Annotated in this window: 16 protein-coding genes and 1 pseudogene; 13 read left to right on the top strand and 4 right to left on the bottom strand. The window is 66.1% G+C overall.

What is annotated here, in order from left to right; all coding sequences use genetic code 11:
• The 6 genes and pseudogenes from ACIIOY_RS21755 to ACIIOY_RS21730 all read left to right on the top strand — a co-directional run.
• Positions 1 to 105 (top strand): annotated as a pseudogene (locus ACIIOY_RS21755) (electron transfer flavoprotein subunit alpha/FixB family protein); the annotation flags it as partial.
• A gap of 146 nt (positions 106 to 251) precedes the next feature.
• On the top strand, positions 252 to 1,124 hold the full coding sequence (locus ACIIOY_RS21750; RefSeq protein WP_411036770.1) for a 3-hydroxybutyryl-CoA dehydrogenase: 873 nt from the start codon (positions 252 to 254) through the stop codon (positions 1,122 to 1,124).
• A gap of 137 nt (positions 1,125 to 1,261) precedes the next feature.
• Complete coding sequence (locus ACIIOY_RS21745; protein ID WP_411036769.1) at positions 1,262 to 2,245, top strand: sulfate ABC transporter substrate-binding protein; 984 nt, start codon at positions 1,262 to 1,264, stop codon at positions 2,243 to 2,245.
• 79 nt (positions 2,246 to 2,324) lie between these two features.
• Positions 2,325 to 3,146, top strand: a complete 822-nt coding sequence (gene cysT, locus ACIIOY_RS21740; protein WP_411036768.1) for a sulfate ABC transporter permease subunit CysT — start codon at positions 2,325 to 2,327, stop codon at positions 3,144 to 3,146.
• Between the two features lie 2 nt (positions 3,147 to 3,148).
• Positions 3,149 to 4,045 carry a sulfate ABC transporter permease subunit CysW gene (gene cysW, locus ACIIOY_RS21735; protein ID WP_411036767.1) on the top strand — a complete coding sequence of 299 codons (897 nt, stop codon included), beginning with the start codon at positions 3,149 to 3,151 and terminating at the stop codon, positions 4,043 to 4,045.
• On the top strand, positions 4,042 to 5,064 hold the full coding sequence (locus tag ACIIOY_RS21730) for a sulfate/molybdate ABC transporter ATP-binding protein (protein ID WP_411036766.1): 1,023 nt from the start codon (positions 4,042 to 4,044) through the stop codon (positions 5,062 to 5,064). The genes cysW and ACIIOY_RS21730 overlap by 4 nt, the downstream gene beginning before the upstream one ends.
• 4 nt (positions 5,065 to 5,068) lie before the next feature.
• Here ACIIOY_RS21730 and tlpA read toward each other — a convergent pair whose 3' ends face one another.
• A complete protein-coding gene (gene tlpA, locus ACIIOY_RS21725) occupies positions 5,069 to 5,743 on the bottom strand; it encodes a thiol:disulfide interchange protein TlpA (protein ID WP_411036765.1) in 675 nt (224 codons plus the stop codon).
• A gap of 35 nt (positions 5,744 to 5,778) precedes the next feature.
• Between tlpA and argH the strand changes: the two genes are divergently transcribed.
• The 4 genes from argH (at position 5,779) to ACIIOY_RS21705 (ending at position 11,588) form a co-directional block, all read left to right on the top strand.
• On the top strand, positions 5,779 to 7,182 hold the full coding sequence (argH, locus tag ACIIOY_RS21720; protein WP_411036764.1) for an argininosuccinate lyase: 1,404 nt from the start codon (positions 5,779 to 5,781) through the stop codon (positions 7,180 to 7,182).
• Positions 7,183 to 7,282: 100 nt separating this feature from the next.
• Positions 7,283 to 7,468 carry an LPS translocon maturation chaperone LptM gene (gene lptM / locus ACIIOY_RS21715; RefSeq protein WP_411036763.1) on the top strand — a complete coding sequence of 62 codons (186 nt, stop codon included), beginning with the start codon at positions 7,283 to 7,285 and terminating at the stop codon, positions 7,466 to 7,468.
• A gap of 12 nt (positions 7,469 to 7,480) precedes the next feature.
• Positions 7,481 to 8,749, top strand: coding sequence for a diaminopimelate decarboxylase (gene lysA, locus ACIIOY_RS21710; RefSeq protein WP_411036762.1), 1,269 nt, complete (start codon positions 7,481 to 7,483; stop codon positions 8,747 to 8,749).
• Between the two features lie 208 nt (positions 8,750 to 8,957).
• Positions 8,958 to 11,588 (top strand): TIGR02302 family protein, encoded by a 2,631-nt coding sequence (locus tag ACIIOY_RS21705; protein ID WP_411036761.1) that lies wholly within the window; start codon positions 8,958 to 8,960, stop codon positions 11,586 to 11,588.
• Positions 11,589 to 11,618: 30 nt separating this feature from the next.
• Here ACIIOY_RS21705 and ACIIOY_RS21700 read toward each other — a convergent pair whose 3' ends face one another.
• The 3 genes from ACIIOY_RS21700 to ACIIOY_RS21690 all read right to left on the bottom strand — a co-directional run bounded on the left by ACIIOY_RS21700 (position 11,619) and on the right by ACIIOY_RS21690 (position 13,495).
• Positions 11,619 to 11,978 (bottom strand): response regulator, encoded by a 360-nt coding sequence (locus ACIIOY_RS21700; RefSeq protein ID WP_411036760.1) that lies wholly within the window; start codon positions 11,976 to 11,978, stop codon positions 11,619 to 11,621.
• Between the two features lie 198 nt (positions 11,979 to 12,176).
• Positions 12,177 to 12,722: a hypoxanthine phosphoribosyltransferase gene (hpt, locus tag ACIIOY_RS21695; RefSeq protein WP_411036759.1), complete on the bottom strand. Its 546-nt coding sequence runs from the start codon at positions 12,720 to 12,722 to the stop codon at positions 12,177 to 12,179.
• Between the two features lie 98 nt (positions 12,723 to 12,820).
• Positions 12,821 to 13,495 carry a hypothetical protein gene (locus ACIIOY_RS21690; RefSeq protein ID WP_411036758.1) on the bottom strand — a complete coding sequence of 225 codons (675 nt, stop codon included), beginning with the start codon at positions 13,493 to 13,495 and terminating at the stop codon, positions 12,821 to 12,823.
• A 196-nt stretch (positions 13,496 to 13,691) separates the two neighbouring features.
• On the opposite strand from ACIIOY_RS21690, the gene ftsE reads away from it, so the two are divergent.
• The 3 genes from ftsE to ACIIOY_RS21675 all read left to right on the top strand — a co-directional run bounded on the left by ftsE (position 13,692) and on the right by ACIIOY_RS21675 (position 16,129).
• The gene (gene ftsE / locus ACIIOY_RS21685) at positions 13,692 to 14,351 is read left to right on the top strand and encodes a cell division ATP-binding protein FtsE (RefSeq protein WP_064331581.1); all 660 of its coding nucleotides are present in this window, start codon (positions 13,692 to 13,694) and stop codon (positions 14,349 to 14,351) included.
• Positions 14,344 to 15,351 carry a cell division protein FtsX gene (locus tag ACIIOY_RS21680; RefSeq protein ID WP_411036757.1) on the top strand — a complete coding sequence of 336 codons (1,008 nt, stop codon included), beginning with the start codon at positions 14,344 to 14,346 and terminating at the stop codon, positions 15,349 to 15,351. The genes ftsE and ACIIOY_RS21680 overlap by 8 nt, the downstream gene beginning before the upstream one ends.
• A 145-nt stretch (positions 15,352 to 15,496) precedes the next feature.
• A complete protein-coding gene (locus tag ACIIOY_RS21675; RefSeq protein ID WP_411036756.1) occupies positions 15,497 to 16,129 on the top strand; it encodes a YdcF family protein in 633 nt (210 codons plus the stop codon).
• Positions 16,130 to 16,146: the final 17 nt, after the last annotated feature.

Below are 16,146 nucleotides of genomic sequence, written 5' to 3'. Positions count from 1 at the left end.
GTCGCCATCAACAAGGACGAGGAGGCGCCGATCTTCCAGGTCGCAGACTACGGCCTCGTCGCAGACCTCTTCGACGCCCTGCCTGAGCTCGAAAAGGCGCTTTGAGGGGCCTTGCCCATGCTTTCGCGACGATGATTTCACTGGAAAAATGCGTCGTGTCCCTTTATCACTTCACCGGGCCGGCTCGACCGGCCCGGTATTTTTTTGCCTGCGCCGAGGGCGTGGACTGAAATGACGGGGCGATTGGCGCTATGATCAAGAACGTCGGTATTGTGGGTGCAGGCCAGATGGGATGCGGCATCGCGCATGTCGCAGCCCTTGCCGGATACAAGGTCCATCTCTACGACCTGTCCGCCGAGCGCATCGAAGCGGGGCTTGCCACGATCAACGGCAATCTCGCCCGTCAGGTCTCCTCCGGCAAGATGACCGACGACGACCGCAAGAAGGCCCTTTCCCTGATCAAGGGCTCCACCGACATCAACGACCTTTCCGATGCCGACCTCGTGATCGAGGCGGCGACCGAGGACGAGACCGTCAAGCGCAAGATATACGGCCAGGTCTGTTCCGTGCTGAAGCCGGAAGCGATCCTCGCCACCAACACGTCCTCGTTGTCGATCACGCGTCTCGCCTCGGCCACGGACAGGCCGGAGCGCTTCATGGGCATCCATTTCATGAACCCTGTGCCGGTCATGAAGCTGGTCGAGCTGGTGCGCGGCATCGCCACCGAGGAGGAGACCTTCACCGCCGCCAAGGAATTCGTCGGCCGCCTGGACAAGACGATCACGGTCGCCGAAGACTTCCCCGCCTTCATCGTCAACCGCATCCTGCTGCCGATGATCAACGAGGCGATCTACACGCTCTATGAAGGGGTCGGCTCGGTGGAAGCCATCGACACGGCGATGAAGCTCGGCGCGAACCACCCGATGGGGCCGCTGCAGCTTGCCGACTTCATCGGCCTCGACACGTGCCTGTCGATCATGCAGGTCCTGCATGACGGGCTCGCCGATTCCAAGTACCGCCCATGCCCGCTGCTGGTGAAGTATGTCGAGGCCGGCTGGCTCGGCCGCAAGTCCGGCCGCGGCTTCTACGACTATCGCGGCGAGGTTCCGGTCCCGACGCGCTGAGCGGCGGAGATTCCGCCAAGCCTTCCTTTCAGGGAAAAATGTTTCGCCTGTCGCCGGCGGCGCGACAGGCTCGTGTCTCGGATGCGGGCCGGCCGGCCGCTATTGTCGCCCCAATTCTTCTCGCATGGGGTTTCCAGATGAAACGTTTGCTCCTTCTCGGCGTGGCTCTCCTCGGCCTCGCCGCTCCGCTCTCCGCGCATGCGGCCGACAAGCTGCTGAATGCCTCCTACGACGTGGCGCGCGAACTCTTCGCCGCCGAGAACGAGGCCTTCGTGAAGGGGCACCCCGGCGTCACCATCGACCAGTCCCACGGCGGCACATCCAAGCAGGCGCGCGCCATCGTCGAGGGCCTTGAAGCCGACGTGGTGACCTTCAACCAGGTGACGGACATCGACTTCCTCGTGAAGAACGGCTTCGTCGCGGAAAACTGGCAGTCGAAGTTCCCGAACAATGCTTCGCCCTTCTACTCCTTCCCCTCCTTCCTGGTGCGCGCCGGCAACCCGAAGAACATCAAGGACTGGTCCGACCTCGCCCGCGACGACGTGAAGGTGGTCTTCCCCAACCCGAAGACATCCGGCAATGCGCGCTATACCTATCTCGCCGCCACGGCCTACGCCAAGGAAGCCTTCGACAACGATCCGGCGAAGGTCGAGGAATTCGTCACCAAGATCTTCGACAACGTTCCGGTCTTCGACACGGGCGGGCGTGCGGCGACGACGACCTTCGTCGAGCGCGAGATCGGCGACGTCATCATCACCTTCGAGGCGGAGACCAAGTCGATCGCCAAGCAGTACGGCGAGGACAAGTTCGAGAGCGTCGTGCCCTCAGTCTCGCTGCTTGCGGAATTCCCCGTCGCCATCGTCGACAAGGTGGCCGACGCCAGGGGCAGCCGCGACCTCGCAAAATCCTATCTCGATTTCCTCTATGCGCCGGAAGGCCAGAAGATCGCCGCCGAATTCGGCCACCGCGTCCATGACGAGAAGGTCGCGGCCGAGTTCAAGGACCAGTTCCCGGAAGTCCGCCTCGTCAACGTCGACGACGTCTTCGGCGGCTGGAAGAAGATCTCGGAAGAGCACTTTTCCGAAGGCGGCACGCTGGACAAGATCTACGGCAGCCGCTGATCCGGCAAAAGCCATTGTCTTTCAGGCGACCGGCGGGCATAGAGCCCGCCGGTTGTCGTCATGAGAAAGGAAGACGCGCTTGAGACGGCGTGTACTGCCCGGATTGCCGCTCGCGCTCGGCATAACCCTCGTCTATGTGGCCATCATCGTGGTGCTGCCCCTGACCGCGCTCGTCTTCAAGGCGGCGAGCCTCGGGCCGGAAGACTACTGGCGCATCGTCTCGTCCGACCGTGCCCTTGCCAGCTACCGGGTGACGGTCGCCTGCGCGCTGGCCGCGACGGCCTTCAACCTTCTCTTCGGCCTGTCGCTCGCCTGGGTGCTGGTGCGCTACCGTTTCCCCGGCCGCCGCCTCGTCGATGCGCTCGTCGACCTTCCCTTCGCGCTGCCGACGGCCGTCGCCGGCATCGCGCTCACCACGCTGTTCGCCACGAACGGCTGGTTCGGCGGGCCGCTCTCGGTGCTCGGGATCAAGGTCGCCTATACGCCGCTCGGCATCATCGTCGCGATGAGCTTCACCAGCATCCCCTTCATCGTGCGCACGGTGCAGCCGGTGCTGGAGGAGCTTGACCCGGCGCTGGAGGAGGCGGGACAGACGCTGGGCGCCAGCGACCTCTCGATCTTCACCGGCGTCATCCTGCCGCTTTTGATGCCGGCGCTGCTGGCGGGCGTCTCGCTTTCCTTCGCGCGCAGCCTCGGCGAGTTCGGCGCCATCATCTTCATCGCCGGCAACCAGCCGTTCTCGACGGAGATCACCGCTCTCCTCGCCTTCATCCGGCTGGAGGAATACGACTATCCGGCCTCCGCCGCCATCGCCTCCGTCATGCTGCTGACGGCCTTCGTCATGCTGGCGGTGACCAACCTGATGCAGGCCCGCGCCTTGCGCTACACCGTGAGGGGCTGACCATGGCGCATCATGGAAAGGGCAAGCCGCCGCGCGTCGGCGACAATCCGGTCTTCCGGCGCATCCTCCTGACGATCGTTCTTGTTCTCGTCGCGCTCATGATCGTCGCGCCGCTCGTCGTCATCGCCTTCGAGGCCTTCTCGCGCGGCATCGGCTATTTTGCCGGGACGATCGCCGATCCGGATACGCGCCATGCCATCATGCTGACGGTCGCAACGGCGCTCATCGCGGTGCCGGTCAACACGGCCTTCGGCGTTGCGGCGGCCTGGGCGATCACGAAGCACGATTTTCCCGGCAAGCGGCTGCTCACCGTCGTCATCGAGCTGCCCTTCTCGGTCTCGCCGATCGTCGCGGGTGTCTCCTATCTCTTCGTCTACGGCCTGCAGGGCCTGTTCGGCCCGGCGCTGCAATCGGCGGAGATAAAAATCCTCTTCGCGCTGCCGGGCATCGTGCTCGCCAGCATGTTCGTGACGGCGCCCTTCGTGGCGCGCGAGCTGATCCCGCTGATGCAGGCGCAGGGGCGCGACCTCGAGGAGGCGGCGACGTCGCTCGGGGCGAGCGGCTGGCGCACCTTCTTCTCGGTCACGCTGCCGAACATCAAATGGGCGCTGCTCTACGGCGTGGTGCTCTGCAATTCGCGCGTGATGGGCGAGTTCGGCGCCGTCTCGGTCGTCTCCGGCAATATCCGCGGCCAGACGAACACGCTGCCGCTGCATATCGAGCTGCTCTATCACGACTACAACGCGGCTGGCGCCTTTGCCGCCGCATCCATCCTCGCGTGCCTCGCCATCGTCACGCTCGTCGCCAAGGTGGCGCTGGAGCGGCAGGGCGCGGGCCGCGTCCAGCGCCCCTCTGCGCTCGCGGGCGCCGACAGCGTCACTGTGGAGTCGAAACCTTGAAGATCCGCCTCGACAACGTGGTCAAGACGTTCGAGACCTTTCGCGCCGTGCACGGCGTCTCGCTGGAGATCGGAAGCGGCGAGCTGGTCGCGCTGCTGGGGCCGTCCGGCTCCGGCAAGACGACGATCCTGCGCATGGTCGCCGGCCTCGAATATGCCGATGGCGGGGCGATCTATTTCGGCGAGGAGAACGCCACCGACATCCCCGTGCGCGAGCGCGGCGTCGGCTTCGTCTTCCAGCACTACGCGCTCTTTCCGCACATGACGGTGGGCGAGAACATCGCCTTCGGCATGAAGGTCTCCAAGGTGAAGCGCTCGCCGGATGCGATCGCGGCCCGCGTCAGGGAGCTGCTCGATCTCGTGCAGCTCGGCGGCCTCGAGGACCGCTTTCCCGGCCAGATCTCCGGCGGCCAGCGCCAGCGGGTGGCGCTCGCCCGGGCGCTTGCCGTCGATCCGCGCGTGCTGCTGCTCGACGAGCCCTTCGGCGCGCTCGATGCGAACGTGCGGCGGGACCTGCGCCGCTGGCTGCGCAGGATCCATGACGAGCTCGGCATCACGACGCTCTTCGTCACGCACGACCAGGAGGAGGCGCTGGACCTTGCCGACCGTGTCGTCATCCTCGACAAGGGGCGGATCGTGCAGGAGGGGACGCCGGAGGCCGTCTGCCGCAATCCGGCCAATGCCTTCGTGATGAACTTCCTGGGCGACGCCAACCGGCTCGATGCGGATATCCGCGGCGGCAGGGCCTATGTCGACGGCGTGGCCTTCGACGCGGCGGGCGTTGCCGACGGCCGCGGGCAGATCCTCTTCCGCCCGGCCGACGTCACCTGGCTTGAGCAGGGAGACGGCATCGCGGCGAGGATCGTGCGCGTCATCGACCGGCCGGATTCGCGCCGCGTGCTGGCAATGACCGGCAGCGGCCAGGCGATCGAGTTCGATACGGCGCCGGAATTCCCGCACCGCAAGGACGAAGCAGGCTTCATCGCCATTCGCCGGCCGCGGGTCTACGCGGGCGCATAAGCGATCAGCTTGCCGGCGTCGTCAATGCGGCGTTGATCAGGGCCTTGGCATCCTCGCTGTCCCAGGCGGCGGGGCCGTTCATGGCGGAGATCAGGCAGCCCTTGTCGTCCATCAGCAGCGTGACGGGCAGGCCGAAGGCGAGGCCTTCCTTCTTCAGCGTGTTGAAGACGCCCATCGAGGCGTCACGGTAATAGGCGAGGTCGCCGACACCCGTTTCCGTGAGGAAGGCTTTCGGCTTCTCGTCGTCGCCGGTGTCGATGTTGATCGCCACGACCTCGAACTTGTCGCTGCCGAGCTCCTTTTCCAGCGCGTTGAGCGCCGGCATCTCCTCGCGGCACGGCACGCACCAGGTCGCCCAGAGATTGACGAGCAGGGTCTTGCCGGAAAAGTCGGCGATCGTCTTCCTCGTGCCGTCCGGCCCGTTGAAGACGAGGTCGGGCAGCGGGCGGTGCTCGTCGACCGTGCGCATGGCGGCGACCTGGCCCTTCGAGAAGGGGGTGATCGCCGCAGCCCTTTCGGCGGCGGCCGCGCAGGCGGCGGGGTCGGCCGATGCCACCGCGCCATTGCCAGACAGGCTTTCCTTCACGTATATCGCTGCACCACCGGCGAGAAGTCCGGCAAGCCCGGCAATGGCGATCAGCTTTCCTGCGGGCAGGCCGAGTTTCTTCTTCACTGACATTTCATTCTCCAGGACACTTTCCAGGACGGGCACCCATGGCTGACGGCACTTCCGAGACGAAATCCTCGAACCAGATGTGGGGCGGCCGTTTCGCCTCGGGGCCGGATGCGATCATGGAGGAGATAAATGCCTCCATCGGCTTCGACAAGAAGCTTTACGCCCAGGACATCCGCGGCTCAAAGGCGCATGCCGAAATGCTCGCCCATCAGGGCATCATTTCGGCGGACGATAAGGACAAGATCGTTCACGGTCTCGACACGATCCTGTCAGAGATCGAAAGCGGTGCGTTCGAGTTCTCGCGCAAGCTGGAAGACATCCACATGAACGTCGAGGCGCGGCTGGCGACACTCATCGGGCCTGCCGCCGGACGTCTGCACACCGCCCGCTCGCGCAACGACCAGGTGGCGCTCGACTTCCGCCTCTGGGTCAAGGAGGAGCTGCAGAAGACCGAAAAGGCGCTGACGGGCCTGATCGCGGCCTTCCTCGACCGGGCGGAAGAGCATGCCGAGACCGTCATGCCCGGCTTCACCCATCTCCAGACGGCGCAGCCGGTGACCTTCGGCCACCATTGCATGGCCTATGTGGAAATGTTCGGCCGCGACCGCCAGCGCGTGCGCCATGCCATCGAGCATCTCGACGAGAGCCCGATCGGCGCGGCCGCGCTCGCCGGCACGGGCTATCCCATCGACCGCCACATGACGGCAAAGACCCTCGGCTTCCGCGAGCCGACGCGCAATTCCATCGACACGGTCTCGGACCGCGACTTCGCGCTGGAGTTCCTGTCGATCGCCGCCATCGCCGCGACGCACCTATCGCGCCTGGCGGAGGAAATCGTCATCTGGTCGACGCCGCAGTTCGGCTTCATCCGCCTGTCGGACGCCTTCTCCACCGGCTCTTCCATCATGCCGCAGAAGAAGAACCCCGACGCGGCCGAGCTGGTGCGCGCCAAGACCGGCCGCATCAACGGCTCGCTGATCGCGCTGCTCACCGTCATGAAGGGCCTGCCGCTCGCCTATTCCAAGGACATGCAGGAGGACAAGGAGCAGGTCTTCGACGCGGCCGAGAGCCTGGAGCTCGCCATCGCGGCGATGACCGGCATGGTGCGCGACATGGCGATCCGCACCGACAGGATGAAGGCGGCGGCCGGTTCCGGCTACTCCACGGCGACGGACCTTGCCGACTGGCTGGTGCGCGAGGCGGGACTTCCCTTCCGCGATGCGCACCACGTCACCGGCCGCGTCGTGGCGCTCGCCGAAAGCAAGGGCTGCGACCTTGCCGAGCTGCCGCTCGCCGAATTGCAGACGATCCACGCCGCGATCAACGACGACGTCTACACCGTGCTGACGGTCGAGGCCTCGGTCGCCAGCCGCAAGAGCTATGGCGGCACCGCGCCGTCGGAGGTCAGGAAGCAGATCGCCTGGTGGCGGCAGCGGAACTGATCGGGGCTTGCAGGCCGCATCGTTAGAAACAGGGTGCACAAGGGCGGACGAATTCGCTAAGGATGGTGCACCCGATCACCGGTATTCCAGGGAACGCTTCATGACACGCATCGACATCGGCAGGCTGGCTCTCGTGCTTGGCCTTTCCGCGGCGGTTCTGACTGCCTGCGGCCGCAAGGGCGATCTCGATCCGCCGGGCGGCGCGCAACCGGTCGTGAAGACCATCAACGGCAAGAAGGTCGAGCAGGTCGAAGACCGGCCCTTCATCCTCGATCCCCTTCTCTGACGGAACGAACCTGTGAACCATTTCGAGCATCGCGACGGCGTCCTCTTTGCCGAGGATGTACCGGTTCCGGAAATCGCCAAGGCGGTCGGCACGCCCTTCTACTGCTATTCGACGGCCACGCTGGAGCGGCACTACAAGGTGTTCTCCAAGGCCTTCGACGGCGTGGATGCGTTGGTCTGCTATGCCATGAAGGCGAATTCCAACCAGGCGGTGCTGAGGACGCTCGCCCGGCTCGGCGCCGGCATCGACGTCGTCTCGGAAGGCGAGCTGCGCCGGGCGCTCGCCGCGGGCGTTCCCGCTTCGCGCATCATGTTCTCCGGCGTGGGCAAGACGCCGCGCGAAATGGACCTGGCGCTCGAAGCCGGCATCTACTGCTTCAACGTCGAATCCGAGCCTGAGCTGGAGGTGCTGAACGCGCGCGCCGTGAAGGCGGGCAAGACCGCCCATGTCTCCTTCCGCATCAATCCGGACGTCGATGCGCGCACGCACGCGAAAATCTCGACCGGCAAGAAGGAAAACAAGTTCGGCATTTCCTGGGAGCGCGCGCGGGCCGTCTATGCCCGTGCCGCGAGCCTGCCGGGCATCAAGGTGACCGGCATCGACATGCATATCGGCAGCCAGATCACCGAGCTCCAGCCGTTCGACGATGCCTTCCGGCTGCTGCGCGAGTTGGTCGAGACGCTGCGGGCCGACGGCCACACCATCGACCACGTGGATGTCGGCGGCGGGCTCGGCATTCCCTACAAGACGGACAATGCGCCGCCGCCCCTGCCGGACGCCTATGCGGAGATCGTCAAGAACCAGCTCAAGGGCCTCGGCTGCAAGATCGTCACCGAGCCCGGCCGCCTGATCGTCGGCAATGCCGGCATCCTCGTCACCGAGGTGATCTATGTGAAGGACGGCGGCCAGAAGACCTTCGTCGTCGTCGATGCGGCGATGAACGACCTGATCCGTCCGACGCTCTACGAGGCCTGGCACGAGATCCAGCCGGTCGTCATTTCCGCAGCCAATGCCCCGCGCATCCGGGCCGATGTCGTCGGCCCCGTCTGCGAGACCGGCGACTATCTGGCGCTCGATCGCGAAATGGCGCAACCGAAGCCCGGCGACCTCATCGCCATCGGCTCGGCGGGAGCCTACGGCGCGGTGCAGGCCGGCACCTACAACAGCCGCCTCCTGGTTCCCGAAGTGCTGGTCAACGGCGCGCAATTCCACGTCGTGCGGCCGCGGCCCTCCTATGACGACCTGATCGGCCTCGACTCGCTGCCCGACTGGCTCGCCTGAGTCCCGTGGTCTTGAAAATCGTCCGGCGGCGCGATCACGATTTTGCGCGCGCCCTCGTCTTCGCCACAAAGCATGGTATCCTTCGGCCTCAACAGCCGGAGCATTTCCGCTTTTCTGCGAATCGCTCCGTCTACTCGTTTACGCAATTCCTGGCGCAAGACCGTTTCACGCTTTGAGGAATTGCTCTGGCAGCGGAGAGCGGCGAGCGATGACGATCGATACGGAGAGGCAGCGCGAGAAGAACGCGGCCGGCGGTTCGCTGTTGCGGCGGCTTGCGGGCAAACGCCTTGCCGCCCAGGCCGTCCTCTATGCGGAGGCGCTTGCCCCGCGGTTGCTGCCCGTCCTGCTGCTCGTCGCCGGTTTCCTGGCGCTGACCTGGTTCGGCTATTTCCGCCATGTGCCGGCCTGGCTGCATATTGCGACGCTGGCAGCCTTCGCGCTCGGCCTCACCGGCCTGCTCTTTCGCCTGCGCGGAGTCGGCTGGCCGTCCGTCGACAAGGCGGACCGCATGCTGGAGGCGCGCAATGCGTTAACGCACCAGGCGATCCGCGTGCAGGACGACAAGCCGGCGGGCGGTGACGCCTTTGCCGAAGCGCTATGGCGCGAGCATCAGGCCCGTATGGCGCGCATGATCGGCTCGCTGCGGACGGGCACGCCCGAGCCGGACATCGCCCGTTACGACCGCCATGCGCTCCGTGCCGTGCCGCTGCTTCTTCTCGCCATCGCCTTTGCCTTCTCCTATTCCAATCGCGGCGGCCTGCTCGCCGATACGGTCTCCTTCCGCGTGCCGGCCGAGGCAGCGCCGGACGTCCGCATCGACGCCTGGGTCACGCCGCCGGCGCACACCTCGCGCGCGCCCGTCTTCCTCACCGGCAACGGGCAGGGCCAGCCGTCCGAGGCGGCGAACGGCGAGGTCCGCATTCCGCAGTTCAGCGAATTGACCGTGCGCGTCACCGGGGGCAACGGCGACGAGCAGGTGAGCTATCAGGCCGCAGGCGAGAACACGGTCACGGCCATCCGTCCCGAGGAGGAGAAGCCGAAGGACGAGAAGGCCGACGGCGCGAAGACCGAAGCCAAGGCGCCCGTTGCCGCCGTCAGCGGCGCCAGGACCATGCATTACAAGATCCTCAAGGACGGCACGCTGACGGTCGATGGGCGCGCATGGATCTTCTCGGTGATCCCGGACCGCGTGCCGGAGATCGCCTTCGACGGCATTCCGAAGAAGACGGTCGCTTCGGCGCTCGAAATCAGCTTCATCGCCAAGGACGATTATGGCCTTCAGGAGGCCCACGCCGAGATCGTGCCGGTCGAGGAGGCGAAGGATGCCCGTCCGCTCTATCCGCTGCCCGAATACAGGCTCGACCTGCCGCGCCGCGCCGCGCGCGACGCCAAGGGCACGACGAGCCGCAACCTCTCCGAACATCCGCTCTCCGGCAAGCGCGTGAAGATCACGCTCGTCGCCAAGGACGCGGCCGGGCAGGAGGGGCGCAGCCAGCCGGTCGAGATGATCCTGCCGGCCAAGAATTTCTTCGAGCCGCTCGCCGCCGCCGTGGCCGAGCAGCGGCAGGTCTTCGCGCTCGACGCCAACCAGCTGCCCCATGCCATCGCGCTCAACGAGGCGCTGACGATCCGGCCGGAGGAGACGATCCCGAACCTCACGCATTTCCTGCTGCTGCAGTCGGCCGGCGCGCGCATGAAGCTTTCCCGCACGGACGACCAGATGCGCGAGACGGCGGATTATCTCTGGGAAATCGCGCTCGGCATCGAAGACGGCAACCTTTCGCTCGCCGACCGCCGGCTGCGCGAGGCGCAGAAGGCGCTCTCCGAGGCGTTGGAGCGCAACGCGTCGGACGAGGAGATCGCGCAGCTCATGAAGGAACTGCGCGAGGCGATGCAGGCCTATATGGAAGAGCTCGCCCGCCAGGCCGCCAAGAACGGCCAGATGCAGCAGAACGCCCAGCAGCAGGGCCAGATCCTGCGCCAGCAGGATTTGCAGCGCATGATGGACCAGATCGAGAACCTGGCCCGCTCCGGCGCGCGTGACCAGGCGCAGCAGCTTCTCTCCGAGCTCCAGCGCATGATGAACAACCTGCAGGCCGGCCGGCCCCAACAGGGGCAGCAGGGCCAGCAGAACGACGCCATGCGCCAGCAGATGGACAAGCTCGGCGAGCTGATGCAGAAGCAGCAGCAGCTGATGGAGCAGACCTTCCAGTTCGACCAGGCATTACGCGACCGCCTGCAGCGCGGCGACCCGATGCCGGGCGAGGAAGGCCAACAGCAACAGCAGCAGCCCGGCGACAACGGCGGCGGCCAGCAGCCGACCGATCAGATGACGGCGGAACAGCTTCGCGAGGCGCTGAAAAACCTTCAGGCGCAGCAGGACGCGCTCGGCAAGCAGCTCGGCGAGCTTCAGGAAGCGTTGAAGGGCATGGGGCTGGAACCGGGCGAAGGGTTCGGCCAGGCCGGCCGCGAGATGAAGGGCGCGTCGGAAGCGCTCGGCGAAGGCCAGGGCGAATCGGCTGTCGGCAGCCAGGGTCGTGCGCTGGAGGCCCTGCGCCAGGGGGCGCAGAACATGATGAGCCAGATGCAGGCCATGGGCCAGGGCCAGGGGCCTGGCGAAGGCATGCCGCAGGTCGGTCGCAACGGCCGCGATCCGCTCGGCCGGGAACGGAACGTCAACGGACAGGGCCCCGATTTCGGCGGGCCGACGAAGATTCCCGAAGAGATCGATATCCAGCGGGCACGCGAGATCCTGGAAGAGATCCGCCGCCGGCTCGGCACGGGCGCCTCGCCGGGCTTCGAGCGGGATTACCTGGAGCGGCTGCTCGGGATTCGCTGAGCGCCGCTTCCGAAAAGCCAGGCAGGGGATTCAGGCGGCCAGCGCCTGCGCCACCGCCCGGCGGATATCCGGCAGGCTGAAGGGCTTGCTGACGACGTCGACGATCTTCGACGCAAGGTCGTCGGCCCGCTCGCGCTGGTCCGCATAACCGGTCATCAGCAGGATCTTCAATGCCGGATGGGCGGCGGAAGCCTTGTGCGCGAGCTCGATCCCGTCCATCACAGGCATGCGGATATCGGAGAGGAGGAGGTCGAAGCCGCCCTCCGTCAGGGCATCGAGCCCGGCGGCGCCGTCCGGTGCCTCGATGGTCTCATGGCCGTCCATGCGCAGCGCCCGCGCCACGAAGGTGCGGAGCGAATCCTCGTCCTCGGTGATCAGGATCTTCGCCATCAATCCCCCTTTGGGCCTGTCCATTCGGCCCCAGTCCGGGAATGAAAAGACCAGACTTTCCTTGTCGATCGGTAAACGGCCGATGGGCGGTTTTGGAGCGGGCTGCCGATCCGGTGCAATCGCGGACGCAAAACGCCGGCCTTGCTTTGCGGGATTGTCTAGAGCGCCGTGCGTCCGAACGGACGCACAAAGGAGTTCTTAGTCCGCGTCGCCCGTCACGACGCCCACGAAAGGCAGTTCGCGGAAGGCATAGGCGACGTCCATGCCGTAGCCGACGACGAAGTGGTCCGGGCATTCGAAGCCCACATAGTCGGCCTCCAGATCGGTCTTGCGCTTCTCGCGTTTGTCGAGCAGCACGGCGATCGTCACGTTGCGCGCGCCGCGCTCGTACATCAGCTCCTTGGCGAAGCTGAGCGTGCGGCCCGATTCGAGGATGTCGTCGATCAGAAGGATGTCGCGGCCGTGGACGTCGCTGTCGATGTCCTTGATGACCTTCACGCCCTGCGAGACGGTGCCGGCGCCGTAGCTCGACAGGGTGATGAACTCGACCTCCGGCGCAAGGCCGGCCGCGTGCAGCGCGCGGGTGAGGTCCGCGGCGAAGATGAACGAGCCCTTCAGGACCGCGATGACGAGAAGATCCTTGGTCGGCCCGCTGGCGATCTCGGCGGCGAGCTCCGCATTGCGCTTGGCGATCTGCCCGGCGTCGTAGAGCGTTTCGATCTTCTTTCCGCGGACAATATGCATCGCGAGGCGGCTCCTATGGCGGTAACGCAGTTCCGGCAAAAGCGCGTAGCGGCTTTAAGTCCGGAATTGCGCAGAAATAAAGCAGCCGATTAGCACAGTCAGTTGGCCGGTGCACCCTCGCCGACAAAGGAAACCGAGACTTTCGGTACTTTTCCGCCGCCGTGCGGAATATGCAGCGCAAAGTGCTCGCTGCCGCCGGGCGCGATCGTCGTGGCATCGAGTGCGACGCGGCGCTGCAATGTCCTCTCCGCGCCCTCGACGCGGATTTCCAGCGGCGGGACGACCTCGGCGCCAGCGCCGGCATTGTCGACGCGGCCATAGACGGACAGCACCTTCATGCCGTTGCGGTCGCCGATCATGGCGGTAACGTCGGCGACGCGCAGCGGATCTGCCGGACCGGCCGGCGGAAGCGCTGCCCTCAGCGCCGAAAGGCCGCCGGCATAGGCGAAGACGAAGAGGCATGTCGCGGCGACGAGGCCTGCGAAGGCGCGGCCGGAAAGGAGCTGCAGTCCTGCCTCGCCGAGCTGGGCGCCGGCGGCTGCGATGCGGAAAAGCCGGTTTTGCGGGCGGGGCCCGGCTGTCGCGGGGCGTACCGGGCGATGGTTGTCGTTGGAGGTTCGCGCGCCGCCACCGCGAATCACCACGAAATCGGCGTCGACCACCTCCAGGCGGGCCGGAAACGGATGGGCACGCTTGCGGGCAGGCGCCTTCGGTTCGGGAGGCAGAAGATCGATCCGGCCGTCGGCCTGCCGTTTCGCTCTGAAGGTGTTCATCGCGAACTCCTCGCTTGCCCGGCTTCTCGCAAATCATCGGCGAAAAGTCGGGCATTGAATGAAATCCTTACGAAACGTAAACCATACTGGTTAATGCTTCGGAAACCCGACCGTGAAAGAGCCGCTTTCCTGTGCGACGTCCGCTACGGTACCGCTGAGGCGGGGTGGGTGACCGCTTCTAGAACCGGATTGGCCATTGATTCACTTCGAGAATGTCGGACTGCGCTACGGGATGGGGCCGGAGATCCTCCGCGACCTGACCTTCGATATTCCGCGCCGGTCCTTCCAGTTCCTGACGGGCCCGTCCGGCGCCGGCAAGACGACGCTGCTGCGCCTGCTTTTCCTTTCCCTGCAGCCGACACGCGGCATCATCCGCACCTTCGACCGGGAAATCTCGGCCATCCCGCGGGACGAACTGCCGATGCTGCGCCGGCGCATCGGCATCGTCTTCCAGGACTTCCGGCTGCTCGACCACCTGACGACCTACGAGAACGTCGCGCTGCCGCTGCGCGTGCGCGGCAAGGAGGAATCGAGCTATCGCGCCGACGTGCTCGAACTTTTGAAATGGGTGGGGCTCGGCGAGCGAATCAACGTGCTGCCTCCGGTGCTTTCGGGCGGGGAAAAGCAGCGTGCGGCGATCGCGCGGGCGCTCATCGACCGGCCGGAGTTGCTGCTGGCGGACGAGCCGACCGGCAATGTCGACCCGCCGATGGCGCGCCGGCTGCTCAGCCTCTTCCTCGAGCTCAACCGGCTCGGCACGGCCGTGGTGATCGCCACGCACGACCTGTCGCTGATGGACCAGGTGGAGGCCAGGCGCATGATCCTCTCGCAGGGACGGCTCGACATCTATGACTGACGCGCCCCGCGAGACCGCCGAGCATGCCGGAGCCGCCCGCCGGCCGGAAATGCGCGTGCGCCCGACGGCGCCCATCGTGCCGCCCTCCAATGTGTCCGGCAACGCGCTCATGCTCGTCATCGCCATCATGGCCTTCCTCGCCTGCCTCACCTTCGGCGCGGTCAGCATGGTGCGGGCGACGGCGGCGAGCTGGCAGAGCCAGATCTCCCGCGAGATCACCATACAGATCAAGCCGGACGACGGGCTCGACATGGAGGCGGCGCTCAGGGATGCGCGCGACCTCGCGCTCACTTTCTCCGGCACGCGCGACGGCACGATCGTCGACCGGGCGGCGACCGCGCGCCTGCTGGAGCCCTGGCTCGGCGAGGGGCTGAACCTCGACGAGTTGCCGGTGCCAAGGCTCGTGATCGTGACGATCGACGAGCAGAACCCGCCGGACTTCGCCGCGATGCGCGCCGCCCTCGCGGAGGCGATCCCGCAGGCTTTCCTCGACGATCACCGAACCTGGGTCGACCGCCTCGTCGCCATGGCGCGCACGACGGCGTTCATCGGCACGGGCGTGCTCGTGCTCGTCTTCTCCGCCATGGTGCTGACGGTGGTCTTTGCGACGCGCGGCGCGCTTTCCGGCAACCGGCATATCGTGGAAGTGCTGCATTTCGTCGGTGCTGAAGCAAGTTTCGTCGCTTCCGAATTCCAGAAGCATTTTCTGAAGATCAGCCTCAAGGGCTCCTTCGCCGGCGGGTTCCTGGCGGCGCTGTTCTTCGCCGCCGCCGGCTTCTGGCAGGGGCGCTCGATCGCCACGCCGCAGAGCGATCAGGCGACCGCGCTCTTCGGCACCTTCTCCATGGGGCTCACCGGCTATCTCGGCATCGCCGCCACCATGGTCGTGATCGCGCTGCTGACGACGCTGACGGCGCGGTTCACGGTGATGCGGACGATCTACGAGATCGACCTCATCCGCTCCGATCCTTCGCGCACCGACCAGCTGCCCGACCCATGACGCCGGCCGGACGGATCATCGCCGCGAAAGGGACTATCCGTTGCCGCAATCCGGGTCTATGGACGGGAACATGAACGCGCTGGAACGGGCAAAACGGGGGTTGCCTCAGGGCGCCCGGTCTCAAGGGGAAGGGCGGCGCCGGCGCATGCGCCCCGCCCGCCTCGTCGTGCGGGCCGTTCTGGCGCTCATCCTGATCGCCGCCGTGGCGGGTATCGGGGGCTTCCTCTATTTCGCCGAGACCGTTGCCGCGCTCGAAGCGCCGCGCGAGCCCAAGGCCGACGCCATCGTCGTCCTGACCGGCGGCTACCAGCGCATCGACCATGCGATCGACCTGCTGAAGAAGGGGGCCGGCGAGCGCCTGCTGATTTCCGGCGTGAACCCCACGACGAGCGGCAACCAGATCCGCAAGCTCACGCAAAGCTCATCCGCCCTCTTCGAATGCTGCGTCGACATGGGCTACGAGGCGGTCGACACGATCGGAAACGCCAACGAGACGGCACGCTGGATCAGCGATCACCAATTCCGCCGGATACTGGTCGTCACAAACAATTATCACATGCCGCGCAGCCTGCTGGAGCTGAAGGTCAGCGATCCCGAGACGGAGTTCATCGCCTATCCGGTCGTCAATACCGACCTCAAGAACGGCAACTGGCTGCGTCAGCCGGCCGTCGTGAAGGCCATGCTGTCGGAATATCTCAAATATTGCCTCGCGCGCCTGCGTGCCCTTGCCGGCGCCCGCAACTGGTCGGGACTTCGCGGCGACATGGCCGGCAGTTGAGATCGCCGCCACGGGAG

The organism is Shinella agrisoli (assembly GCF_046557955.1).
Lineage (GTDB): Bacteria > Pseudomonadota > Alphaproteobacteria > Rhizobiales > Rhizobiaceae > Shinella.
This window is presented reverse-complemented; position numbering and strand designations above follow the sequence as displayed.